At 65.3% G+C, this 22,334-nt stretch carries 20 protein-coding genes and 1 riboswitch; of the genes, 6 read left to right on the forward strand and 14 right to left on the reverse strand.

Going from position 1 to position 22,334, the window contains the following annotated elements:
- Window positions 1-116 precede the first annotated feature (116 nt).
- Window positions 117-1,247, forward strand: a complete 1,131-nt coding sequence (locus FGU64_RS02240; RefSeq protein ID WP_139950703.1) for a GGDEF domain-containing protein — start codon at window positions 117-119, stop codon at window positions 1,245-1,247.
- A 61-nt stretch (window positions 1,248-1,308) separates the two neighbouring features.
- Here the strand turns inward: FGU64_RS02240 and gcvP are convergent, their stop codons facing one another.
- The 10 genes from gcvP to FGU64_RS02290 all read right to left on the reverse strand — a co-directional run bounded on the left by gcvP (window position 1,309) and on the right by FGU64_RS02290 (window position 11,172).
- Entirely contained in the window at window positions 1,309-4,119 is a 2,811-nt protein-coding gene (gene gcvP / locus FGU64_RS02245) for an aminomethyl-transferring glycine dehydrogenase (protein ID WP_139950704.1), read from the reverse strand.
- A 12-nt stretch (window positions 4,120-4,131) separates the two neighbouring features.
- Complete coding sequence (gcvH, locus tag FGU64_RS02250; protein ID WP_139950705.1) at window positions 4,132-4,500, reverse strand: glycine cleavage system protein GcvH; 369 nt, start codon at window positions 4,498-4,500, stop codon at window positions 4,132-4,134.
- Window positions 4,501-4,505: 5 nt separating this feature from the next.
- Window positions 4,506-5,609: a glycine cleavage system aminomethyltransferase GcvT gene (gene gcvT / locus FGU64_RS02255; RefSeq protein ID WP_139950706.1), complete on the reverse strand. Its 1,104-nt coding sequence runs from the start codon at window positions 5,607-5,609 to the stop codon at window positions 4,506-4,508.
- Between the two features lie 153 nt (window positions 5,610-5,762).
- A riboswitch (glycine riboswitch) is annotated at window positions 5,763-5,849 on the reverse strand.
- Between the two features lie 94 nt (window positions 5,850-5,943).
- A complete protein-coding gene (locus tag FGU64_RS02260; protein WP_246671221.1) occupies window positions 5,944-6,405 on the reverse strand; it encodes a helix-turn-helix transcriptional regulator in 462 nt (153 codons plus the stop codon).
- An 85-nt stretch (window positions 6,406-6,490) separates the two neighbouring features.
- Window positions 6,491-7,279, reverse strand: a complete 789-nt coding sequence (locus tag FGU64_RS02265; protein WP_139950707.1) for a molybdopterin-binding protein — start codon at window positions 7,277-7,279, stop codon at window positions 6,491-6,493.
- A 1-nt stretch (window position 7,280) separates the two neighbouring features.
- Window positions 7,281-8,159 (reverse strand): cytochrome b/b6 domain-containing protein, encoded by an 879-nt coding sequence (locus tag FGU64_RS02270; protein ID WP_139950708.1) that lies wholly within the window; start codon window positions 8,157-8,159, stop codon window positions 7,281-7,283.
- A 108-nt stretch (window positions 8,160-8,267) separates the two neighbouring features.
- Window positions 8,268-8,936, reverse strand: a complete 669-nt coding sequence (locus tag FGU64_RS02275; RefSeq protein WP_139950709.1) for a DUF1345 domain-containing protein — start codon at window positions 8,934-8,936, stop codon at window positions 8,268-8,270.
- Between the two features lie 4 nt (window positions 8,937-8,940).
- Window positions 8,941-9,405, reverse strand: coding sequence for a YaiI/YqxD family protein (locus tag FGU64_RS02280; protein ID WP_139955241.1), 465 nt, complete (start codon window positions 9,403-9,405; stop codon window positions 8,941-8,943).
- Window positions 9,402-9,971 (reverse strand): S-(hydroxymethyl)glutathione synthase, encoded by a 570-nt coding sequence (gfa, locus tag FGU64_RS02285; protein ID WP_139950710.1) that lies wholly within the window; start codon window positions 9,969-9,971, stop codon window positions 9,402-9,404. The genes FGU64_RS02280 and gfa overlap by 4 nt, the downstream gene beginning before the upstream one ends.
- Before the next feature lie 76 nt (window positions 9,972-10,047).
- Complete coding sequence (locus FGU64_RS02290; protein WP_139950711.1) at window positions 10,048-11,172, reverse strand: S-(hydroxymethyl)glutathione dehydrogenase/class III alcohol dehydrogenase; 1,125 nt, start codon at window positions 11,170-11,172, stop codon at window positions 10,048-10,050.
- A 176-nt stretch (window positions 11,173-11,348) separates the two neighbouring features.
- On the opposite strand from FGU64_RS02290, the gene FGU64_RS02295 reads away from it, so the two are divergent.
- The 3 genes from FGU64_RS02295 (at window position 11,349) to FGU64_RS02305 (ending at window position 17,788) form a co-directional block, all read left to right on the forward strand.
- Window positions 11,349-13,361: an acetyl/propionyl/methylcrotonyl-CoA carboxylase subunit alpha gene (locus FGU64_RS02295; RefSeq protein WP_139950712.1), complete on the forward strand. Its 2,013-nt coding sequence runs from the start codon at window positions 11,349-11,351 to the stop codon at window positions 13,359-13,361.
- 99 nt (window positions 13,362-13,460) lie between these two features.
- Window positions 13,461-16,988, forward strand: a complete 3,528-nt coding sequence (gene dnaE / locus FGU64_RS02300; protein ID WP_139950713.1) for a DNA polymerase III subunit alpha — start codon at window positions 13,461-13,463, stop codon at window positions 16,986-16,988.
- Window positions 16,985-17,788 carry a potassium channel family protein gene (locus FGU64_RS02305; protein ID WP_139950714.1) on the forward strand — a complete coding sequence of 268 codons (804 nt, stop codon included), beginning with the start codon at window positions 16,985-16,987 and terminating at the stop codon, window positions 17,786-17,788. Before dnaE ends, FGU64_RS02305 begins: the two co-directional genes overlap by 4 nt.
- Window positions 17,789-17,802: 14 nt before the next feature.
- On the opposite strand, the gene FGU64_RS02310 is transcribed toward FGU64_RS02305, so the two are convergent.
- The gene (locus FGU64_RS02310) at window positions 17,803-18,684 is read right to left on the reverse strand and encodes a DMT family transporter (RefSeq protein WP_139950715.1); all 882 of its coding nucleotides are present in this window, start codon (window positions 18,682-18,684) and stop codon (window positions 17,803-17,805) included.
- 166 nt (window positions 18,685-18,850) lie between these two features.
- On the opposite strand from FGU64_RS02310, the gene FGU64_RS02315 reads away from it, so the two are divergent.
- Window positions 18,851-19,339 carry a hypothetical protein gene (locus tag FGU64_RS02315; RefSeq protein ID WP_139955242.1) on the forward strand — a complete coding sequence of 163 codons (489 nt, stop codon included), beginning with the start codon at window positions 18,851-18,853 and terminating at the stop codon, window positions 19,337-19,339.
- Between the two features lie 39 nt (window positions 19,340-19,378).
- Here the strand turns inward: FGU64_RS02315 and FGU64_RS02320 are convergent, their stop codons facing one another.
- On the reverse strand, window positions 19,379-20,743 hold the full coding sequence (locus tag FGU64_RS02320) for a DNA polymerase IV (protein ID WP_139950716.1): 1,365 nt from the start codon (window positions 20,741-20,743) through the stop codon (window positions 19,379-19,381).
- 58 nt (window positions 20,744-20,801) lie between these two features.
- Between FGU64_RS02320 and FGU64_RS02325 the strand changes: the two genes are divergently transcribed.
- Window positions 20,802-21,377: a GNAT family N-acetyltransferase gene (locus FGU64_RS02325; RefSeq protein WP_139950717.1), complete on the forward strand. Its 576-nt coding sequence runs from the start codon at window positions 20,802-20,804 to the stop codon at window positions 21,375-21,377.
- On the opposite strand, the gene FGU64_RS02330 is transcribed toward FGU64_RS02325, so the two are convergent.
- The gene (locus FGU64_RS02330; RefSeq protein WP_139950718.1) at window positions 21,374-22,027 is read right to left on the reverse strand and encodes a hypothetical protein; all 654 of its coding nucleotides are present in this window, start codon (window positions 22,025-22,027) and stop codon (window positions 21,374-21,376) included. The genes FGU64_RS02325 and FGU64_RS02330 overlap by 4 nt on opposite strands.
- Entirely contained in the window at window positions 22,024-22,323 is a 300-nt protein-coding gene (locus tag FGU64_RS02335; protein ID WP_136355668.1) for a DUF3572 domain-containing protein, read from the reverse strand. Before FGU64_RS02335 ends, FGU64_RS02330 begins: the two co-directional genes overlap by 4 nt.
- Window positions 22,324-22,334 lie beyond the last annotated feature (11 nt).

The following is a 22,334-nucleotide window of genomic DNA, read 5'->3' on the forward strand; positions in this document are numbered from 1 at the left end:
TATCCTGCGGGAAAATGCAAATTTGAACGAAGTGCGGTAATCGTCTGCAAAGCATTCTCCTGTAGGGCTGACGCTGATCAGCGCGGGGGAGGTCGAAACTGCCGGATTTCACATCGATGCTGCTGGCCGTCGGCTTCTCGGGCGTTTGCCTGAGCGCGACCCTGCTCGGAGTCTGGACCTCGACACGCCGGGACAGCTTCCTGCTGACCTGGGCCTTCGGCGTCCTGCTGCTGGTCGGCCATGTGCTCGTCTACTGGAATTACGTGCAGGCCCCGTCGCTTCCGCTGCTGGCGGGCTTCATGGCCTTCCTGGCCGCCGGCCTTGCCTTGCTCTACGGAGCCGCCCGGCAGTTCTGCGCGGGGCTGTCGCCGTTGCGCCCGTCGCTGTTGGCCGGCCTCACCGTCTTCGTTCTCGAAGTTCCCTTGCTGTTCACCGGTTATGACGGCGCGGCCATGATGGTGGAGAATTTCGGTGCGCTTACCGTGCTGGGCCTGACCGCGTGGATTTATTTCAGGCATCGGTCCGATGCACCGATCCCCATGGTCGCGCTCGCGGCGATGTACATGGCCTGCGCCGTTTCGTTCGGATTGTGCGGGCTGATGCTTGTGCTGAATGGTCAGTGGACCATCGGCCATGCGCCGCAGAACTGGGCCGAGGACCTGAGCATAATGGTCGCGGTGGCCAGCATGACCGGCATCGGTGCGCTCTCGCTGGCGCTCAACCAGGCACGCAACGCCGCGCGCCACCGCGCCGCGTCGCTGCGCGATCCGCTGACGGGCGCGATGAACCGCAGGGCGCTTTTCTCCCGCCACGGCGAGCGGTCCTTTGGCGCCTATATGGCGATCGCCATGTTCGACCTCGATCACTTCAAGCGCATCAACGACAACCATGGCCATGCCACGGGCGACCGGGTGCTGTTCAGCTTTGCCGAGGCCGCGCGGCGCCATGTGAGGGCGAACGACGATCTGGTCAGGCTCGGCGGCGAGGAGTTCGCGCTGGTCATGCCGCGCATCACGGAAGAACAGGCGCAGGCGCTGGTGCGCCTTATCTGCGAGGACTTCGCGGCCTCTGCGATGACGACCGATCTCGGACCGCTGTCCTGCACGGTCAGCGCCGGCATCGGCTTCGGCCACGCCGAAGGGGCGAGGCTGGAGGAAGTGCTGCACAAGGCCGACGCCGCGCTCTATGCGGCCAAGCGCAACGGCCGCAACCGCATCGAATACAAGAACTGGCGCCTCGTCGGCTGAGCCGGTTGCAACGATCCCGCAAAAGTATCAGGCCGGCGTCGCCGTCGGCCTGATGTGGAAATCACTCCGCTGCGTCGGAATATTCCGACAACGGCGGGCAGGAGCAGACGAGGTTGCGGTCGCCGGCGACGTTGTCGATGCGCGACACCGGCGGCCAGTATTTGACCAGCGTGTCGGCATTGCCGGCAGGATAGGCCGCTTCCATGCGCGAATAGGGATGCGTCCATTCGCCGGCCAGCGCTTCGGAAGCCGTGTGCGGGGCGTTGACCAGCGGGTTGTCGTCCGCCGGCCATTCGCCCTTTTCCACCTTGGCCGCCTCGTCGGCGATGGCGATCAGCGCTTCGCACAGCCGATCCACCTCGGCCTTCGGCTCGGATTCGGTCGGCTCCACCATCAGCGTGCCAGCGACCGGGAACGACATGGTCGGCGCATGGAAGCCGTAGTCGATCAGGCGCTTGGCGATGTCGTCCACGGTGATGCCTGAGCGGTCCTTGAGCACGCGCGTGTCGAGGATGCACTCATGCGCCACGCGCCCGCCGCGGCCGCGGTAGAGCACCGAATAGTGGTTGCCCAGCCTGGCCACCAGATAGTTGGCCGACAGGATGGCGATCTCGGTTGCCTTCTTCAGCCCGTCCGGCCCCATCATGCGGATATACATCCAGGTGATCGGCAGGATCGAGGCGCTGCCGAAGGGGGCAGCCGACACCGCATGCTCCGACCCTTCTGCGACGTGGCCCGGCAGGTGCGGCGCCAGATGCGCCTTGACGCCGATCGGGCCGACGCCCGGCCCGCCGCCGCCATGCGGGATGCAGAAGGTCTTGTGCAGGTTCATGTGGCAGACGTCGGCGCCGATATCGCCCGGCCGGGCGAGGCCGACCAGTGCGTTGAGGTTGGCGCCGTCGAAATAGACCTGGCCGCCGTGCGAATGCACGATGGCGCAGATGTCCTTCGCGCCTTCCTCGAACACGCCGTGCGTGGACGGATAGGTGAACATCAGCGCGGCGAGGTTGGCGCCGTGCTCGGCGGCCTTCGCCTTGAGGTCGTCGATGTCGATGTTGCCGTCGTCGGTGCAGCGCACCACCACCACGCTCATGCCGGCCATCGCGGCACTGGCCGGATTGGTGCCGTGCGCGGAGGAGGGGATGAGGCAGATATTGCGATGCCCTTCGCCGCGCGCCTTGTGGTAGCCGCGTATGGCGAGCAGGCCGGCATATTCGCCCTGGCTGCCGGCGTTCGGCTGCAAGGTCACCGCATCGAAGCCGGTGATTTCGGCAAGCCACCCTTCGAGTTCATCGATCATGGCGCGGAAGCCGGCCGAATGCGCCTTGGGCGCGAACGGATGCAGGTTGGCGACGCTTGGCCAGGAGACCGGAATCATCTCGGCTGCGGCGTTGAGCTTCATGGTGCAGGAGCCGAGCGGGATCATGGCGCGGTCGAGCGCCAGGTCCTTGTCGGCCAGCCGGCGCAGGAAGCGCATCATGTCGGTTTCCGAGCGGTTCTCGTGGAATACCGGCTGGGTCAGGAATTCCTTGCCACGCGGTTTGCTCGGCAGGCTGGTCGCCGTCGCCGGCTTCGCCTTGGCGCCGAACAGGGCAGCGATGGCCGCGAGGTCTTCGGCGGTCGAGGTCTCGTCGAAGGCGACGCTGACATGGTCGGCATCGATGACGCGCAGCAGCCGGCCGCCCTTTTCAGCCTCGGTTGCGATGGCTTGCGCCTTTCCCTTTACCTCGACTGTCACGGTATCGAAGCGGCTGGTACCGAGCACCTTGACGCCGGCAGCCGTCAGGCCCTCGGCCAGCCCGGCGGCCAGTGCGTGGATGCGCGAGGCGATGCCTTGCAGACCGGCCGGGCCGTGCCAGATGGCGTAGGCCGTCGCCATATTGGCGAGTAGCGCCTGCGCGGTGCAGATGTTGGAGGTCGCCTTGTCGCGGCGGATATGCTGCTCGCGCGTCTGGAGTGCGAGCCGGAAGCCGGGTCGACCCTTGGTGTCGACCGACTGGCCGACGAGGCGGCCGGGCATCAGGCGGGTCAGCTTGTCGGACACGGCGCAATAGGCGGCGTGCGGGCCGCCGAAGCCCATCGGCACGCCGAAGCGCTGCATGGAGCCGACCGCGATGTCGGCGCCGAGGCTGGCCGGGGTGGCGGTGACGGCGAGGGAGAGCGGATCGGAAATGAAGACGACGACGGCTCCAGTTGCCTTCGCCTTCTCGATCGCCGCCTTGTGGTCGCCATAGACGCCGTTGGCGTCCGGCCACGAAACGATCAGCGCGGCGGTGTTGTCGTCGATGGTGTCGCCGTCGATCTCGATGCCGAGCGGTTCGGCGCGCGTGTTGAGCACGTCGAGCGTCTGCGGCAGCGGCGCGCCGGCAAGTGCTATCTTGTGGCGCTTGTCGCGATGATGGCGCACGGCGATGCCGACCGCTTCGGCGGCGGCCGTCGCCTCGTCCAGCAGCGAGGCCGACGCCACCGGCAGGCCGGTCAGTTCGGTCACCAGCGTCTGGAAATTGAACAGCATCTCCAGCCGGCCCTGGCTGATCTCGGCCTGGTAGGGCGTGTAGGCCGTGTACCAGGCCGGGTTCTCGAACATGTTGCGCAGGATGACCGGAGGCACCACGACGCCATGGTAGCCGGCGCCGATGAAGCTCTTCATCACCGTGTTCTTCGCCATCGTCGCCGAAAGCTCGGCGAGCGCCTCGGCCTCGCTGGCAGGCGCCGGCAGGCCGAGCGGCCGGTCGAGCCGGATCGACTTCGGAACCGCCTGATCGATCAGCGTCTCCACCGAGGGGACGCCGATTCGGGCGAGCATGGCGCGGATGTCGTCGTCGCCGGGGCCGATATGGCGATCCGAGAAAGCGTAAGGTGCCGTGGTCATATCATCCACCTGTCAGCCGATATGGGCCTGATAGCCGGCCTCGTCCAGAAGCCCGGCGAGCTGGCTTTCGTCGGCCAGCTTCATCTTCCAGAGCCAACCGTCGCCGGTTGGCGCGGAATTGACCAGCGCCGGGTCGGCCGACAGCGCCTCGTTGGCCGCGGTGATCTCGCCGTCGACCGGCGCGTAGACGTCCGAGGCCGCCTTGACGGACTCGACAACCACTGCGGTGTCGCCCTTGGCGAGCGTCTTGCCGACTTCCGGCAGCTCGACGAAGACGAGGTCGCCGAGCTGCTCCTGCGCGTAGTCGGTAATGCCGACGGTGGCGACGCCGCCCTCCACGCTCAGCCATTCGTGATCGGTGGTGAAATAGGTCTTGGCCATCGGAATCATCCTTTGTGGTAGCGATGGGGTGAAAAGGGCAGGGCGGCGACGTCGACGGGAACCTTCGTCCCGCGCACGTCGGCGAACAGTTTGGTGCCGGCCTTGGCCAGCGGGGTCGAGACATAGCCCATGGCGACCGGGTAGCCGACCGAGGGACCGAAGCCGCCGGAGGTCACCTCGCCGGCGGGGTTGCCGTCGGCGTCGGTGAGTTTCGTGCCGGCGCGCACCGGCTGGCGGCCTTCCGGCTTGAGGCCGACACGCTTTGTCGCCGGGCCTTTTTCGAGGATGGCGCGCAGCGCGTCCGCGCCGACGAAAGTGCCGGACGCGCGAAGCTCCTTCGGGATCGCCCACATCAGCGCAGCACTGGCCGGATCGGTCTCCGGCGAAAGGTCCTGTCCGTGCAGGCAGAGGCCAGCTTCCAGCCGCAGGCTGTCGCGCGCGGCAAGGCCAATCCACTGGACGCGCTCGTCGCCGGTGAGTTTTGCCAGAAGCTCGCGCGCGTCCTTTTCCGGCAGGCCGATCTCGAAACCGTCCTCGCCGGTATAGCCAGACCGGCTCATGAACCAGTTCGCGCGCGGCTCGACGCCGTGCATGAAGGTCAGCGCATCGACGTCGAGGCCGGCGGCGCGCAGCACCTCTGCCGCTTCAGGCCCCTGTACTGCCAGGAAAACCCGGTCGAGCGGTTCCACTTCGGCATCGAAATCCTTGGCGAGGCTCTTGAGATGCGCTTCGTCGGCCGCGGCATTGCCGGCATTGGCCACGACCATGAAGCGCTCATCGCCCAGCCGCGTGACGATCAGGTCGTCGCGGATGCCCGCTTGGTCGTTGAGGAAGAAAGTCAGCTTCGATTGCGACTGTTCGAGCGCGCCGGCATCGATCGGGCAGGCACGGTCGATCAGCGCGGCGGCTCCCGGTCCCGTCACCAGGAACAGCTTCATGTGCGAGATGTCGAACAGGCCGACATGCTCGCGGCAATGCTGGTGCTCCTTCATGACGCCGGCCGGATAGGTCAGCGGCATCGACCAGCCGGCGAAGCCTCCGAACCTGGCGCCGGCGGCCTTGTGCACATCTTCGAGAGGAAGGGTCTTTAAGTGTTCATCGCCCGCCATGAGGCCTCCAGATCAGAACAGCACGCATCGACCGCTTGCGCGGCTCGTTCGTGCCCCTCTGTCTGAAGCCTGAGAGACTCGGCGCCCCGGAACTCTGTCGGGGAGCCTTACACCTTCGGCGCGGGGCGGAACCCCCGACTTTCCAGAGCGTCTTTCCCGTCTACGGTTCTTTTGCCTGAGAGATTTCGGGCGATTTCCCCTTCGGCGGCAGCTTTCGCTGCTCTCTCCCGCAAACGGTAGGAGCCCAAAAGGCCCCGGACGAGTCATCCATAGCCCATGGGCGACACATTGTCACCTCTCGGCGACACGGGAAAATTCCGGGCCGACAGGCGGCTTATTCGGCCGGAGATTGGGCGAGCCTGTCGAGCCGGCCTTCGATGCGGCCGATGAGCAGGCCGGTTTCCGCATGCAACTGTTTCAGCTTGGCCAGTTGCTCGCCGACCAGCTTCATGGCCGATTCTTCTTCGGGATCAGCGGGCGCCGTTCCCACGCCGTGCAGCAGCCAGGAAAGGCTGACGCTCAGGATGCCCGATAATTTGTCCATGCGCAGCGCGCTGGGCTGGGAGCGGTCGCATTCCCATGCGTTGATCGTCGAGGATTTCACCCCCAACCGCCAGGCGACATCCTTGGCGGAAAGGCCGGTGGCCGCGCGTGCCCGCGAAAGCCTGCCGCCGAACGTGTCGAAATCCTGTTCCTGTTCAAAAATAGTCGTGGTGTCGGACACCCGAAACACCTCCTTGTTTGTTGGTTGAGGGAAAATGCCGGCCCTCGTGACCGACCCACAAAGCATGACCATGCAGCCGGCAATCGCAAGGCGTGATTGCCGATTTGTTCATAAACTATTGAAAACAAACGAAACTAATTGTGCTGAAAGCAACAGGTCAGATACCGCCGTACCAGTCGTAGCCGTAATCTTCCCAATAGCCGCCGCGGCCTCCGCCCATGGCGGCGAAGGAAGACACCAGCTCGATCTTCGACAGGTATTTCGGCATCTTGTAGCCGAGCTGGCGTTCGACCCGGGCGCGCAGGGGCGCGCCGTTTTCCACCGGCAGCGGCTTGCCGTTCAGCCCGTAGGCGAGGATGGTCTGCGGATGGCGGGCGTCGACCAGGTCGATGGAGCCGTAATATTTGACGTCGCCCGACTGGTTGTGGTCGATGGTGTCGAGGCAGTGGAACACGACGTAGCGCGCCTGCGGTTTCACCACCGCCTGATCCAGCACCAGCGACAACGGCGTGCCGGTCCATTTGGCGATGCAGCTCCAGCCTTCGACGCAGTCGTGGCGGGTGATCTGCGTGCGCGACGGCATCGCGTGAAGCTGGTCGAGGCTGAGCGACAGTGGCTTTTCCACCAGGCCCGTAACCTCCAGCCGCCAGTCGGCGAAATTGTTGGAGAGCAGGGCTTTGTAGGTGGCGTCGTCGGGCGCGGAAACGCCGTTCGGCCGCATCGGCTGGCGAATGTCGGCCTCGGAAAACTCTGGCGCCAGCGCGTCGCGCGTCAGCAGCCGCTGGGCGCGGTGGGTGAGGTCATTCGCCCCTTCGAGGAAGGAGCGCAACCCGTCGCCCATGCCGAGATGGCCGTCGAAAGCGTCGCAGCCGCTGAGCAGCAGGCCGGAGGTGCCGAGGCTCGCGGCGGTGAGGAACTTGCGGCGGTTGAGCTGGAATTTCGCCATGTCACGCGCTCCTTTCGCCGTCGTCACTACGGTCTGTTCCGGGCGGGTCGGTGCGATACCAGCCGGTGACGATCGAGCGCAGTTCGTTGATCGGCCCGGCGGCGAGGATCATCAGCATGTGGACGATGAAGAACAGCACCAGAAGCACCATGATGCTGAAATGGATGGTGCGCGCCGTCTGTCGTCCGCCCAGAACCTCGTTCAGCCACGGCAGGAACGCGTCCATTGATGGAGACATGGCGAGCCCCGTCACGATCATCAGCGGCAGCAGGATGAAGAGGACGCCGCCGTAGGCCAGCTTTTGCAGCGTGTTGTACTCGCGCGCATGATGGAATTTCAGCCGCAGATGGGCGGCGATATCGCCGGGCAGGCGCCTGAAATCTCGTATGCGCGGCCGTAGGTCCCGCGCGATATGCCCGTTGAGCAGGCCGGCGACCAGCCAGACCAGCAGGGTCGCGCTCAACACCCAGGCGAAAAAGAAGTGGATCACCCGCGCCGTGCCGAGATCGTAGTAGGACGGGATGGTCGCCCAGGAAGGAAAGGCGCGGGCGCGCTCCTGTCCCGGTGGACCGGACCAGCCGAGCACGCCGGTGGTGTCGAAGGTGTGGCCGAAAATCCGCGTGAAGCCGCGCGGACCGTTTTCGGTGTTCATCGCACCGATCTGGAAAACGGTATTGTCGTAGCCGAAGCCGGATTCCTGGCCGATATAGAGCTGCGGCCGGGCGTTGAAGATCTGCAGGCCGGACAGGAGCATGAAGAACAGCGCGAACGCCCATACCCAATGCGTCAGCCGCGTCCAGCGGGACTGGCGATAGACCAGGGGTCCCTTCGATGGAGCCTGCTCCACCTGCGGCGATCGATCGTGGACGGCGGCATCCATGTCGCGAGCCCTTCTGCCGCTCCCATGCGGCGCATGTTTTTCATCTACCCCAATACGAGGCGGCCGAAGCCGATGTTTCGCCTCTTCACGAATTGTTGTTGCGGCCGCTCAGCTGCCGAGGCTGACGGCGAGATTGACGGCGGCCGCGACGATCACCGTGTTGAAGAAGAAGGATACGACGGAGTGCAGAAGCACGATACGGCGCATCTGCGTGGTCGAAACCTCCGTGTCGGAGGTCTGCGAGGTCATGCCGACGGTGGTCGAAAAATAAAGAAAATCCCAGCCTTCCGGCCGTTCCTTGCCGGCAAAGATGAGCCCGCCGACAGGCTTTTTCTTCTTCGAAGAGCTGTCGGTTTCGTTGTCGTCGATCCAGTAGACATGCGCGTAATGCAGGGCCGTCATGGCATGGATGGTGAACCAGCCGAGCGGAATGGAAAGCAGCGCGAGGGCGAGTTCCAGTGGATGAAAGCTGCCTTTGCTGTTGATGATCTGGAACAGCGACAAAAGGGCGGCGGCAACGACGCCTGCGGTGAGGGCGAAGATCAGCAATACCGGCAGGTCGGCGGCGCGCGCTCTTTTGCTCAGGTAGTCCGCTGTCAGTCTCGGCATTTCGCGCAGCACCAGCGCGCAATAGACGGCGAAGGCGACATCGGCACCGGCAGGAAAGGCGAGGCGCAGGCTGAAGAAACCCGCCACCGCCGCAGCGGCGACACCGCAAACCGCAGCCACCACGAACTGAAGGTGGCGTGCGAGGAAGGTGCTTTCGGAACCGGACATGCCGTCAACCCGCCACTCTGAGCGCCCGCCGCAGGATGCGGTCCAGTTCGCCGAGGAAGCGCGAACGGTCCTCGCGCGTGAAGCCGGCGTTGTAGCCCTTGCTTTCGCCGGTCTCGCGCAGATGCTGTTTAAGGTCGCGCATCGCCACCGCCATGCCGATCGTCTCCGGCGTGAACGGCCGTCCGGTCGGGCCGAGCACATGTGCGCCCAGCGCCACGGCGCGTGCCGCCAGCGGGATGTCGGCCGTCACCACGATGTCGTTGGCCTTGGCGTTTTCCACGATCCAGTCGTCCGCCGCGTCGGCCTTTTCCTTCGGCACCACGACATTGCGGATCATCGGGTCGCGCGAAGGCCGCACCCCGCCGTTGGAAACGAAGGTGACGGGCAGGCCATGCCGCTCCGCCACCCTCACCACTTCGTCCTTCACGGGACAGGCGTCGGCGTCGACGAGGATCTGCGGTCCGCTCAAGCCGGCAGCGCGCCCGACTTCTTGGCTGTCCATTCGGCGATATAGTCCATCAGGCCCGGCGACAGGCAGTCGTAGGGCGCCAGACCCGCCTTCGCCAGGCGGTTGCGGATGCCCTTCATCTTCGCAGGCTGCACGCCGGCCTCGATGATGGAGGACACGAAGGCGGCGAATCCGGGCGGCGCCCAGCCGCTTTCCTGGAAGCGCTCGGGATGGATGAAGGACAGGCCCTGGAAGGGATGCTCGCGCTCCACCGGCCCGTACATATGGACGCCGCAGGCGCGGCAGGCATGGCGCTGGATGAGCGCCTTCTTGTCCACCACCTTGAGCTTCGACTTGTTGGCGGTGACCTTGACATTGTCGGTCGGCACGACGGCGACCACTGAGAACAGCGCGCCGTCCGGCTTCCAGCACTTGGTGCAGCCGCAGGCGTGGTTGTGCAGGACCTGCCCGGTGATCTCGACTTCCACCGGATTGTTGACGCACTGGCAGACCAGCGTGCCGCCCTTGAAGCGCGCGCTCTTCTTCGGCAGGCCCTTGTCGATACTCGGATGCAGTTTCTCAGCCATTCTCAGTCCTCCCTGTTGGCCGTTCAACGCGAAGTCGCTGGCCTGTGCGGTCGGCGGCTTTTCTCCCTTTCTGAAATCAGTAGACCACGACGCTGCGGATCGATTTGCCCTCGTGCATCAGGTCGAAGCCCTTGTTGATGTCCTCAAGCTTCAGCGTGTGGGTGATCATCGGGTCGATCTGGATCTTGCCGTCCATGTACCAGTCGACGATCTTCGGCACATCGGTGCGGCCGCGCGCGCCGCCGAAGGCGGTGCCTCTCCAACTGCGGCCGGTGACAAGCTGGAACGGCCGCGTCGAAATCTCCTGGCCGGCTCCTGCCACGCCGATGACGATCGACTGGCCCCAGCCGCGATGCGAGCATTCCAGCGCCTGGCGCATGACGGTGACGTTGCCGGTGCAGTCGAAGGTGTAGTCGGCACCGCCGATCTGGTCGGCGCCGCGCTTGGTCATGTTGACGATCTCGGTGACGACGTTGTCGACCTTCTTCGGGTTGACGAAATGCGTCATGCCGAAGCGCTCGCCCCATGCCTTCTTGTCGTCGTTGAGATCGACGCCGATGATCATGTCGGCGCCGGCGAGCTTAAGGCCCTGGATGACGTTGAGGCCGATGCCGCCGAGGCCGAACACCGCAGCTGTCGCCCCTTCCTCGACCTTCGCCGTGTTGATGACCGCGCCGATGCCGGTCGTCACGCCGCAGCCGATGTAACAGATCTTGTCGAAAGGGGCGGCGGGATCGACCTTGGCCACCGCGATCTCCGGCAGCACGGTGAAGTTGGAGAAGGTCGAACAACCCATGTAGTGGAAGATCTTGTCCTTGCCGATGGAGAAGCGGCTGGTGCCGTCCGGCATCAGGCCTTGCCCCTGCGTGGCTCGGATGGCGGTGCACAGATTGGTCTTGCGCGACAGGCAGGACGGGCACTGGCGGCATTCCGGCGTATAGAGCGGAATGACATGGTCGCCCTTCTTGACCGACGTCACGCCCTTGCCGACGTCGACCACCACGCCGGCGCCCTCATGGCCGAGGATGGCCGGGAAGATGCCTTCCGGATCGGCACCCGACAGCGTGAACTCGTCCGTGTGGCAGATGCCGGTCGCCTTGATCTCGACCAGCACCTCGCCCTCGCGCGGCCCGTCGAGGTCGACCTCCATGATCTCGAGCGGCTTTCCAGCTCCAACAGCCACGGCGGCGCGGGTTTTCATGGCATTCTCCTGCAAGGATTCGTCAGCGGCACGCTATCAGCCGGCTGCCCGCGGGGAAAGGGCGCAAGGGGCCCAATGGCGGGCGAAACCATGCACAGCCGTCTAGACCGTTCGTCGGCTTGAGCACACCTGCGGAACGTCATAAAGAAAAACCCCAGCCGGAGGACGATGCGCGCATGTTCAAGAAGATCCTGATCGCCAACCGTGGCGAGATCGCCTGCCGTGTCATCAGGACGGCGAAGAAGATGGGCATTGCCACGGTCGCGGTCTACTCCGACGCCGATCGAGACGCCGTGCATGTCGAGATGGCAGACGAGGCGGTCCATATCGGCCCGCCGGCTGCGGCGGAAAGCTATCTGGTCGCCGACAGGATCATCCAGGCCTGCAAGGACACTGGCGCCGAGGCCGTGCATCCCGGCTACGGCTTCCTCTCCGAGCGGGCTTCCTTCTGCGCGGCGCTGGAGAAAGAGGGCATCGTCTTCATCGGCCCGAAGGTGAAGGCCATCGAGGCAATGGGCGACAAGATCGAATCGAAGAAGTTCGCCAACGCTGCCAAGGTCTCCACCGTGCCGGGCTATCTCGGCGTCATCGAGAACGCCGACCATGCCGAAAAGATCGCCGACGAGATCGGCTATCCGGTGATGATCAAGGCGTCTGCCGGCGGCGGCGGCAAGGGCATGCGCATCGCCTGGGACAGGGCGGAAGTGCGCGACGGCTTCGACCGCGCCCGCTCGGAAGCGAAAAGCTCCTTCGGCGACGACCGCGTCTTCATCGAGAAATTCGTGGTCGAGCCGCGCCACATCGAGATCCAGGTTCTGGCCGACAGCCACGGCAACGCCATCTATCTCGGCGAGCGCGAATGCTCGATCCAGCGTCGTAACCAGAAGGTCGTGGAAGAGGCGCCGTCGCCGTTCCTCGACGAGAAGACGCGGGCCGCCATGGGCGAGCAGGCGGTGGCACTGGCCAGGGCGGTGGACTATCAGAGCGCCGGCACGGTCGAGTTCATTGTCGACAAGAACAAGAACTTCTACTTCCTTGAAATGAATACGCGTTTGCAGGTTGAACACCCGGTGACGGAGTTGATCACCGGGGTCGATCTGGTCGAACAGATGATCCGCGTGGCGGCGGGCGAGAAGCTTGCCATAGTGCAAAAGGACGTGACGCTGAACGGCTGGGCGGTGGAAAGCCGTCTCTATGCCGAAGACCCGTACCGCAATTTCCTGCCTTCCATCGGCCGGCTGACGCGCTACCGGCCGCCGGAAGAAGGAAAGTTCGGCGACGTGATCGTGCGCAACGACACCGGCGTCACCGAGGGCTCGGAAATCTCGATGTTCTACGATCCGATGATCGCCAAGCTGTGCACCTGGGCGCCGACCCGTGCGGAGGCGATCGACGCCATGTCGGAAGCGCTGGACGAGTTCGTCGTTGACGGCATCGAGCACAACATCCCGTTCCTGTCGGCCCTGATGCAGCATCCGCGCTGGCGTGAGGGGCGGCTTTCCACAGGCTTCATCGCCGAGGAATATCCCGACGGTTTCGCGCCGATCGAGCCGAGCGCCGACGACAAGGCGGTGCTGGCTGCCATCGCCACGGCCGTCGAGATCCTGCGCCGCGACAGGCTCGACCGGCTGACTGGGCGGCTGGCGCCGCATTCGGGTGCGCTGAAGACGGAATGGGTGGTCAAGATCGACGGCGACTATCTCGCCGTCTCCATCCGCGACGGCATGGTTTCGATTCCCATGGAGATCGACCTGTCGGTCGAGGGCGGCAAGCCTTTCACCGTGACATCCGAATGGCGGCCCGGCGAGGCGGTGTGGCGCGGCACGGTCGGCGGCCGCTCGATCGCAGCCCAGCTTCGGCCGCTGCCGAACGGCCTGCGCATTGCTTGGAAAGGCATGTCGGTCAATGCTTTGACGATGCTGCCGCGCACGGCTGAGCTGGAACGGCTGATGCCGGTGAAGCTGCCGCCCGACACGTCGAAGCTGCTCCTGTGTCCGATGCCGGGCCTTGTCGTTTCCATCTCCGTCGCCGAAGGGCAGGAGGTCAAGGCAGGCGAGACGCTGGCCGTGGTCGAGGCGATGAAGATGGAAAACGTGCTGCGAGCCGAGCGTGACCTGACCGTCGCCAAGTTGAACGCCAAGCCCGGCGACAGCCTTGCGGTCGATGCCGTCATCATGGAGTTCGCTTAGGCTTGCGCTGTGAACTGGGGAATGTTCGGCTGGCATCGCCGGGCCGGGCCTAATACATTCGAGGCCTGATCCCCGAGTCCTTGCAAGCTGCGCGACCCCATGTCGGATGAAAGACTTCCCCGCGATCCCCTGAAGCGCGAGGCGCTTGTGCAGGCGGCCAAGCCGGAAAGGCCGATCCGTCCCTTTATCCATCTGCGCGTGCATTCCGCCTATTCGCTGCTGGAAGGGGCCCTGCAGCTCGGCAAGATCGTCGGCCATGCCTTGAAGGACGAGGCGCCGGCCATCGCCGTCACCGACACCAACAATCTGTTCGGCGCGCTGGAATTCGCCCAGAAGGCGGTGAAGGACGGCGTCCAGCCCATCGTCGGCTGCCAGCTCGACCTGGCGTTCTCGGGCGAGCCCGCCGACGGCCAGCGCGACCGGCGCCGGTCCGGTCCCGACTTGCGCCCTGTGGTGCTGATCGCGGCGAGCCAGGCCGGCTACGCCAATCTCGTGCGGCTGGTCAGCCGCGTCTATCTCGACACGCCCTCGGGCGAGGCGCTGCATATCTCCACCGATATGCTGGAGGCGCTTGCCGAGGGCATCATATGCCTGACCGGCGGGCCGCGCGGGCCGATCGGCAAGGCGCTGCGCGACGGCCACACCGAACTGGCCGAGAGCCGCCTTCTGGCGCTCAAGAGCCTGTTCGGCGACCGGCTCTATGTCGAGCTGGAACGCATGGGGGATTATGACCGGGCGATCGAGAAGGCCACGCTGGAACTGGCCTATCGGCACGAACTGCCGCTGGTCGCCACCAACGAGGCGTTCTTTCAGGCGCGCGAGGACTATGAGGCGCATGACGCGCTGATCGCCATCGCCGAGGGCGCGGTGGTCGCGGCCGACGACCGGCGCCGCCTGTCGCCCAACAACCACCTGAAGTCTCAGGCCGAGATGGCGGCCTTGTTCGCCGACCTGCCGGAAGCGATCGACAACACCGTCGAGATCGCCCTGCGCTGCTCCTATTATCCGGTGAACCGCAAGCCGATCCTGCCGCGTTTCGCCGGCGCGGGCGTCGCCGACCCGGAGGCCGCCGAAAGGGCGGAAGCGGAGGAATTGAAACGTCAGGCGCGCGAAGGGCTTGTGAAGCGGCTGGCCGCACACGGCCCCACAGTCGGCCATACGCAAGAGGACTACGACAAGCGGCTGGAATACGAGCTGGGCATCATCGAGAAGATGAAGTTCCCCGGCTACTTCCTGATCGTCTCGGACTTCATCAAATGGGCGAAGGCGCAGGACATTCCCGTCGGGCCGGGGCGCGGCTCCGGCGCCGGCAGCCTCGTCGCCTACGCCCTCACCATCACCGACATCGACCCGTTGCGTTTCTCGCTACTGTTCGAGCGCTTCCTCAACCCCGACCGCGTGTCGATGCCCGACTTCGACATCGACTTCTGCCAGGACCGGCGTGAGGAGGTCATCCACTACGTGCAGGGCAAATACGGCCGCGACCAGGTCGGCCAGATCATCACCTTCGGAACCTTGCAGGCGAGGGCGGTGCTGCGCGACGTCGGCCGCGTGCTGCAGATGCCCTATGGCCAGGTGGACCGCCTGACCAAGATGGTGCCGCAGAACCCGGCCAATCCGGTCAAGCTGGCCGACGCCATCGCCAACGAGCCACGCTTCGCCGAGGAGGCGGAGAAGGAGCCGGTCGTCCAGACGTTGCTTGCCATGGCGCAGAAGCTGGAAGGGCTTTATCGCCATGCCTCCACGCACGCCGCCGGCATCGTCATCGGCGACAGGCCGCTGTCCGAGCTGGTGCCGATGTACCGCGATCCGCGCTCGGACATGCCGGTCACCCAGTTCAACATGAAATATGTCGAGCAGGCGGGACTGGTGAAGTTCGACTTCCTCGGCCTGAAGACGCTGACGGTGCTCGACATCGCCGTCAAGCTGATCCGCCGGCGGGGCGTGGACATCGATCTGGCGCATATCCCGCTCGATGACGAGAAGACCTATTCCATGCTGTCGCGCGGCGAGGTTGTCGGCGTGTTCCAGGTGGAAAGCGCGGGCATGCGCAAGGCGCTGATCGGCATGAAGCCGGATCGCATCGAGGACCTGATCGCGCTGGTGGCGCTCTATCGCCCCGGTCCGATGGAGAACATCCCGACCTACAATGCGAGAAAGCACGGCGAGGAGGAGACCGCCTCCATCCATCCCAAGATCGACCATCTGGTGAAGGAGACGCAAGGCGTCATCGTCTACCAGGAGCAGGTCATGCAGATCGCGCAGGAACTGGCCGGCTATTCGCTCGGCGAAGCCGATCTGTTGCGCCGCGCCATGGGCAAGAAGATCCGCGCCGAGATGGACAAGCAGCGCGAGCGCTTCGTTTCCGGCGCCGTCGAGCGCGGCGTTTCCAAGCCGCAGGCCGACTTCATTTTCGACCTTCTGGCCAAGTTCGCCGACTACGGCTTCAACAAGTCGCACGCCGCCGCCTATGCGGTCGTGTCCTACCAGACGGCCTACCTGAAGGCGCATTATCCGGTCGAGTTCCTCGCGGCCTCGATGACGCTCGACATGGCCAACACCGACAAGCTGGCCGACTTCCGGCAGGACGCGATGCGTCTCGGCATCGAGGTGGTTGCGCCCTCGGTGCAGACCTCGTTCCGCGACTTCGAGGTAGCGGAAAACCGCATCTTCTATTCGCTGGCTGCCATCAAGGGTGTCGGCGACGCCGCCGTCCATCACATCGTCGAAAGGCGCGGCGACAAGCCGTTCAAGAGCCTCGCCGACTTCTGCGAGCGGATCGACCCCAAGATCGTGGGAAAACGCGTTTTCGAAAGCCTGACCATGGCCGGCGCGCTGGATTGCTTCGGCCACGACCGCGCCGCCATGATGGCCGGCGTCGATCGCATGATGGGGTTGGCCGCGCTTGCGCACGAGAACGCCGTGCTCGGCCAGGCCGATATTTTCGGTGCTTCGCTGGGGGCGCAATCGCAGGCGCTGGCGTTGCCGGCCGCCGAGCCGTGGCTGCCGGCGGACAGGCTGCACCGCGAATTCCAGGTCGTCGGCTTCTACCTGTCGGCGCATCCGCTCGACGAGTACAAGACGGTGATGGAAAAGCTGCGCGTGCAGAACTGGGCGGAGTTTTCAGCCGCCGTCAAGCGCGGCGCCACGGCCGGCCGACTGGCGGGCACGGTGACCTCGAAGCAGGAGCGCAAGACCCGGACCGGCAACAAGATGGGCGTCGTCAACTTCTCCGACATGACCGGCCAGTACGAGGCCGTGATGTTTTCGGAGACGCTGGTGCAGTATCGCGACATGCTGGAACCCGGCAAATCCGTGGTCATCACCGTCTCGGCGGAAGATCGGCCGGAAGGCATCAACATGCGCATCCAGACTGTCCAGTCGCTGGACGATATGGCCGGCCAGGTGCAGAAATCGCTGCGCATTTTCCTGCGCGATGCCAGCCCCGTCGGCACGCTGGCCAGCCAGCTCGGCGTGAAGGGCGAAGGGCAGGTGAGCTTCGTCATCATCAAGGGCGAGGCCCAGGGCGAGGTCGAGGTCGCGCTGCCGGACCGCTATCGCATCGGCCCGCGCGAGGCGTCCGCCCTGCGCGCCGTTCCCGGTGTGGTCGAAGTGGAACTGGTGTGACAGGCGCCGAGGCAAAGGAGCAGGAGCGACTGACGGGCCTGCCGTGGCTGCGCGATATCTTGCGCAAGCTCTACCACGGCACGTCGCCGGCCGCGTTTCGCTTCCAGTTCGCGGCCATCATCGTCGATCTGGCGATCATCGCCTTCTTCATAGCGACGCCGGTGCTGCAGGAATCGCGGTCGTTCCTGTGGCTGGACTATACGGTAGCGGCGCTCGTTGCCGCCGATCTCGGTGCCCGCCTGCTCGCCTCCACCGATCCGCTCAGGCTGATGAAGCAGCCCGCCTCGTGGGTGGACGTTTTCATCCTCGTCACGCTGCTTTTCCCGACTGCGCTCGCCAATCTCGGCTTCCTGCGCATCCTGCGCCTGTGGTCGCTGTCGCGCGGCGGCGCGATCTGGCGCCATTTCAGGCGCGGTAAGGTGCGCGAATGGCGCGATGCCAGCCAGGCCGTGGTCAACCTGGTGACGTTCCTGCTGGTGGTTACAGGCTTCGTCTACACCTTTTTCTTTCGCACCGGCGCCGGCATCGCTGGCTATGTCGACGCGATGTATTTCACGGTCGCGACGATAACCACGACCGGCTTCGGCGATCTCGTACTGCCGGGCGTGGCGGGCAAGCTCACCGCCATCGTCACCATGCTCATCGGTATCTCGCTGTTCGTGCGATTGGCACAGGCGATCTTCAGGCCCTACAAGGTCTATTTCCCGTGCCCGCAATGTGGCCTGTCGCGCCACGAACCGGACGCCGTGCATTGCAAGGCCTGCGGCCACTTGCTCAAGATTCCCGACGAGGGGCAGTAGTCGGCGGTTGCGCGTCAGCTTGCCGCCGCTTCGGCCGGCCCAGGCTGGCGGCGCTGGATGTTGAGCAGGTTGCCGGACAGCACCAATACGGCGCCGAGCGCGGTAAAGGCGTCGATCTGCTCGGAATAGACCGCCCAGCCAAGCAGGGCCGACAGCGGCACGCGCAGGAAATCCATCGGCGACACCAGCGTCGCATCGGCATAGGTCAGCGCCCGCGCCAGGCACAGGTGAGACGACATGCCGGTGAAGGCGATGACCACGATCCAAGGCCACAGGTAAAGCGGCGGGTTCTGCCACTCGTAGAGGGCAGGGACCAGTCCGATGGCGGATTGCACGACCAGCATCCAGAAGATGATGCGCAGCACCCTGTCCGTCCGCGTGAGCGACTTTACCATCACCACCGACATGCCGAAGCAGACTGCGGCTCCCAGCACCACCAGATGGCCGGTGCTGAGCGACCCCGCGCTCGGGCGCACGATGATGACGACGCCGATCAGGCCGAGCACGACGGACGCGATACGCGCCTTGTCGAGTTTCTCGCCGAGGAAGGCTACGGCCAGCAGCGCCGTCCAGATCGGCGTCGTGAATTCGATCGAGACCAGAACGCCGAGCGGGATGAGCGTCAGCGCATAGAGCCATGCGCCCTGGCCGACATAGTGGACGGCGTTTCGCGCGATATGCAGCGGAAGGCGCGACGAGCGCATCGAGGCGAACCCCCCTGTGGCCAGCACCGCCGGCAGCAGGATGAACCAGCCGATCACCGAGCGCAGTTCCAGCACCTGGAAGACGTTGAGGATTCGCGTGGTTTCGCGCCCGGCAACCGACATCGCCAGGAAAGAGGCGATCGACAAGGCCATCCAGAAAGCGGCTTTCGCGATGGAGGGTTGAGGTGCCATCGCCGCTCTGTGACAGGCTCGCGGTCGGGCTGCAATCGCTACCGGGAGATCTTCGCATGGGCCAGAGCCCGCGTAACGAAAAGGAACCTGGCTTGGCCGGCAGCGTTGCGCCCGGTACTTTCCGGAAACGGGACAGGAGAACACATTGAGATCGATCCTGCATATCATGGCCCTGGTCGGCTGCGTGATGGCCGGTGCGGGTTCGGCCTGTGCCGACGAATCGGCTTTCCTGAAGTCGATGGAGGGCAGTTGGGCAGGCAAAGGCTCGGTCAAGGTGCGTATCACGGCGCCGACGATCCGTGTTTCCTGTAAATTCAAGTCGACTGCCGCCGCCGACTCTCTGGCGCTGGATGGCGACTGCCGGGGGCTCCTTGTCTTCTCTAGACATTTCAGTGCGACGCTGAAATCCAGCGGCTCAAAATATTCGGGCTCTTATGTCGGTTCCGCGACCGGTCCTGCGGGGCTGAATGGCGTGCGCAAGGGCAGCGCGATCAATCTCGGCATCACCTGGGCAAAGCCGATCAACGGCGACCGCACCGCCAGGATGACGGTCGAGAAAAATGGCAATGACGGCATGACGCTGACCACGACCGACACTGATCTCAGGACCGGCGAGGCCGTGGTGACCAGCCGGATCGAACTGAAGCGCATGTGAATCGTTGGACGGCCGGCGCGTTGTCGGGTTGGCAGGTTTCTAGATCCGCTCCCACGGGTGCTGGACCTCCGGTCCGTCGTCCTCGTCGGGTCGGGCCGGGCGGCCGCGATGTCCTTTGCCGAAGGTGTAGCCCGTCTCGACCGCCTTGCCGCCGAACTTGTCGCGCAGCGCGTCGATGGCGCCTTCGGCAAGCGCGCGCTTGCGCGCCTGCACGTCCACGAGGTCGGGCGGATCGGCCTTGCCATCATCCGAAATGTCGCTGACGCCGATACCGAGCAGCCGGTAGCGGGTGCCGTCCATCTCGCGGCGCAACAGGTCGAGACCGGTGGAGAAGATGCGGTCGGCCAGCCGCGTAGCGTCGCCGAGCTGCCGGTTGCGGGTGCGGATTTTGAAATCGGCCGACTTCAGCTTTAGCACGACGGTGCGGCCGGCGAGCCCGGCTTTCCTCAGCCGCGCCGCCACCTTTTCCGAAAGCGACCGCAGCACCGGCACGAGGTCGTCCGCCGAGGCAAGGTCCATGTCGAAGGTCGTTTCCGCCGAAACGCTCTTGGTGTCGCGGTCGGCGTGGACGCGCCGGTCGTCCTCGCCGCGCGCGAGGTGATAGAGCCGGTCGCCCATGGTGCCGTAGCGGCGCATCAGTTCGTTGCGCTCCATGCGCTGCAACTGGCCGATCAGGCGGATGCCGTCGCGCTCCAGCACCGCGGCGAAGGCCTTGCCGACGCCCCAGATCAGCGTCACCGGCTGCTCGGCCAGAAAGGCTTTCGCTTCCACCTCGCCGATGATGGAGAAGCCGCGCGGCTTGCGGAAATCCGACGCCACCTTGGCGAGGAACTTGCAGTAGGAAAGACCGGCGGAGACGGTGATGCCGATCTCCTTTTCCACCTGCAGCGCGAAGCGCGCCAGCACGAGTGCCGGCGGCAGGCCGTGCAGCCTTTCTGTGCCGGCGAGGTCGAGGAAGGCTTCGTCGATGGAAATCGGTTCGACCAGTGGCGTCAGCGCCTGCATCATGGCGCGCACCTCGCGCCCGACGCGGACGTACTTTTCCATATCCGGCTTGATGACGATCGCTTCCGGGCAGGCTTCCAGCGCCTTGAACATCGGCATGGCCGAGCGCACGCCCTGGATGCGGGCGATATAGCAGGCGGTGGAAACCACGCCGCGCTTGCCGCCGCCGATGATGACGGGCTTGTCGCGCAGTGCCGGGTTGTCGCGCTTTTCGACCGCCGCATAGAAGGCGTCACAGTCGATATGGGCCAGATGCAGCCGGTAGAGTTCGGCGTGGCGGGCCAGCCGGGGGCTGCCGCAGCGCTCGCAACGGCGGACCGGCCCGCTTTGCAATCGCAGGCAGTCGCGGCAGAAACCGTGTTCCGGATCGTTGACAGGGATCGCCATGGATGCGAACATAAAGAGAACAATTGCAAATCTAGTCTACATGATCGGACGGGACAAGGCGACCGGACCCATGGCCATTTCGATCGAACCGGTGACGGCTGGATTATGGCCGGCCTTCGAGGACCTCTTTGGCAGGCAGGGCGCCTGCTATGGCTGCTGGTGCACGCATTTCCGGTTGCCGCCGGCGGTGCGCCGCGAGAACAACCGCGAGCGCAACAAGGATCACATCCGCGCGCGCATCGAGGCCGGGCCGCCACCCGGTCTGCTTGCCTTCGACGACGGACAGGCGGTCGGCTGGATGCAGATCGGCCCGCGCGCCGACGTGCCGGAGTGGAACAACCACGGCAGGGGATCGGCGCCGCTGGAGCAGGCAGACGCCGCCGATCCGGCCGTCTGGGCGATCTCGTGCTTCTTTATCCGTACGAAGGCGCGCGGCCAGGGCCTGACGCATCGGCTGGTGGAAGGCGGCGTCGGCTTCGCCCGCGAAAGCGGCGCGCGCTACCTTGAGGCGTGCCCGATGGACCTTTCGAAGGATTCGCGTTCCATCGGCCTGTTCGTCGGCTCCTCGCGGGTGTTCGAGAAGGCCGGCTTCCACAGGATAGCGGAACGCAAGGCCGGCCGGCCGCTGATGCGGTTGGTGCTTTAGATTCCAAGCGCCTCGGCGATCCTCGGCGTAGCCTCGCGCCAGTCGTGGACCGGAACGATGTCGTCCGGCAGTGGCGGCAGGAAAGCGCGCAGCGAATTGTCGGCCATCAGGTGGAAAAGGTGCACGTCCGGCACCGACTGGCGTGCCGAGACGAGGTTGTTCGGCTGGTCGTCGACGAAGGCGACGGGGCGTCCGCTGGCGCCACGCAGGCGCGCCACCGCCGGCCCCTTGGCCATTTCCGTGGTGAGCAGCGGATAGGACAGGCCGAGCGTGTCGAGATGCGCGCGCCGGGCGGCGCGATGGCGGTGGAACATGGCCGTCAAAAGTACGATCTCGACCTGCTGGCCGAGCACGGCCAGCGCTTCGGCAGCACCCTCCGTGATCGTCTGCCACTCTGACTGGTCGTCGAAGAAAGCGTCGAGCAGGGCCGTCACTTCCGTCTGTTCCACCAGCCGCCCGGTCGCCGTCTCGGCGATGTTGCCGGTCAGCCGGAAGGACGAGATGGTCAGCTTGAAGCCCTGCTGCTCGAGGAATTTCGGAAACGGCCGGATGAACTCCAGCACGACGTCGTCGACGTCGAGCACCAGCAGCGGCCGGTCGTCGGCCGCCAGCTCCTCGATCTGGCGCAGCGTTTCGGGATCGTCGCTCATATCGACCGCTCGTGGTTGTCGTCGCCGGCGGGCAGCGCCTTCAACGCCATGCCCACCGCCGGCGGCGGCGTTCCGGTTTCCTCGCAGAAGCGCATCAGGGTCGGCTCGTGCGCCAGGACGAATTGCAGCACGCCGGCCAGGAAGCCCGGTTCCGCGGCGGCGCGGCGGATGGACGACGCTTCTATGCCGGTAAGCGCCAGGAAGCGCGGCAGAAGCTCCGGATCCGCCGCCACGAAGCCGAGCGCGCGGATCGCAACGGCTTCCGCCTCCTCGCGCATTGACGCTGGATTTGCCATCACTACCTTTG

Origin of the sequence: Mesorhizobium sp. 8 (genome assembly GCF_006351905.1) — a bacterium.
GTDB lineage: Bacteria > Pseudomonadota > Alphaproteobacteria > Rhizobiales > Rhizobiaceae > Mesorhizobium > Mesorhizobium composti.

Excerpts from the sequence above, each read along its gene's own strand:
- FGU64_RS02240 (WP_139950703.1), top strand. The coding sequence starts at position 117 with ATGCTGCTGGCCGTCGGCTTCTCGGGCGTTTGCCTGAGCGCGACCCTG.
- gcvP (WP_139950704.1), bottom strand. The coding sequence starts at position 4,119 with ATGACCACGGCACCTTACGCTTTCTCGGATCGCCATATCGGCCCCGGC.
- gcvH (WP_139950705.1), bottom strand. The coding sequence starts at position 4,500 with ATGGCCAAGACCTATTTCACCACCGATCACGAATGGCTGAGCGTGGAG.
- gcvT (WP_139950706.1), bottom strand. The coding sequence starts at position 5,609 with ATGGCGGGCGATGAACACTTAAAGACCCTTCCTCTCGAAGATGTGCAC.
- FGU64_RS02260 (WP_246671221.1), bottom strand. The coding sequence starts at position 6,405 with ATGGTCATGCTTTGTGGGTCGGTCACGAGGGCCGGCATTTTCCCTCAA.
- FGU64_RS02265 (WP_139950707.1), bottom strand. The coding sequence starts at position 7,279 with ATGGCGAAATTCCAGCTCAACCGCCGCAAGTTCCTCACCGCCGCGAGC.
- FGU64_RS02270 (WP_139950708.1), bottom strand. The coding sequence starts at position 8,159 with ATGGATGCCGCCGTCCACGATCGATCGCCGCAGGTGGAGCAGGCTCCA.
- FGU64_RS02275 (WP_139950709.1), bottom strand. The coding sequence starts at position 8,936 with ATGTCCGGTTCCGAAAGCACCTTCCTCGCACGCCACCTTCAGTTCGTG.
- gfa (WP_139950710.1), bottom strand. The coding sequence starts at position 9,971 with ATGGCTGAGAAACTGCATCCGAGTATCGACAAGGGCCTGCCGAAGAAG.
- FGU64_RS02290 (WP_139950711.1), bottom strand. The coding sequence starts at position 11,172 with ATGAAAACCCGCGCCGCCGTGGCTGTTGGAGCTGGAAAGCCGCTCGAG.
- FGU64_RS02295 (WP_139950712.1), top strand. The coding sequence starts at position 11,349 with ATGTTCAAGAAGATCCTGATCGCCAACCGTGGCGAGATCGCCTGCCGT.
- dnaE (WP_139950713.1), top strand. The coding sequence starts at position 13,461 with ATGTCGGATGAAAGACTTCCCCGCGATCCCCTGAAGCGCGAGGCGCTT.
- FGU64_RS02310 (WP_139950715.1), bottom strand. The coding sequence starts at position 18,684 with ATGGCACCTCAACCCTCCATCGCGAAAGCCGCTTTCTGGATGGCCTTG.
- FGU64_RS02315 (WP_139955242.1), top strand. The coding sequence starts at position 18,851 with ATGGCCCTGGTCGGCTGCGTGATGGCCGGTGCGGGTTCGGCCTGTGCC.
- FGU64_RS02320 (WP_139950716.1), bottom strand. The coding sequence starts at position 20,743 with ATGTTCGCATCCATGGCGATCCCTGTCAACGATCCGGAACACGGTTTC.
- FGU64_RS02325 (WP_139950717.1), top strand. The coding sequence starts at position 20,802 with ATGGCCATTTCGATCGAACCGGTGACGGCTGGATTATGGCCGGCCTTC.
- FGU64_RS02330 (WP_139950718.1), bottom strand. The coding sequence starts at position 22,027 with ATGAGCGACGATCCCGAAACGCTGCGCCAGATCGAGGAGCTGGCGGCC.
- FGU64_RS02335 (WP_136355668.1), bottom strand. The coding sequence starts at position 22,323 with ATGGCAAATCCAGCGTCAATGCGCGAGGAGGCGGAAGCCGTTGCGATC.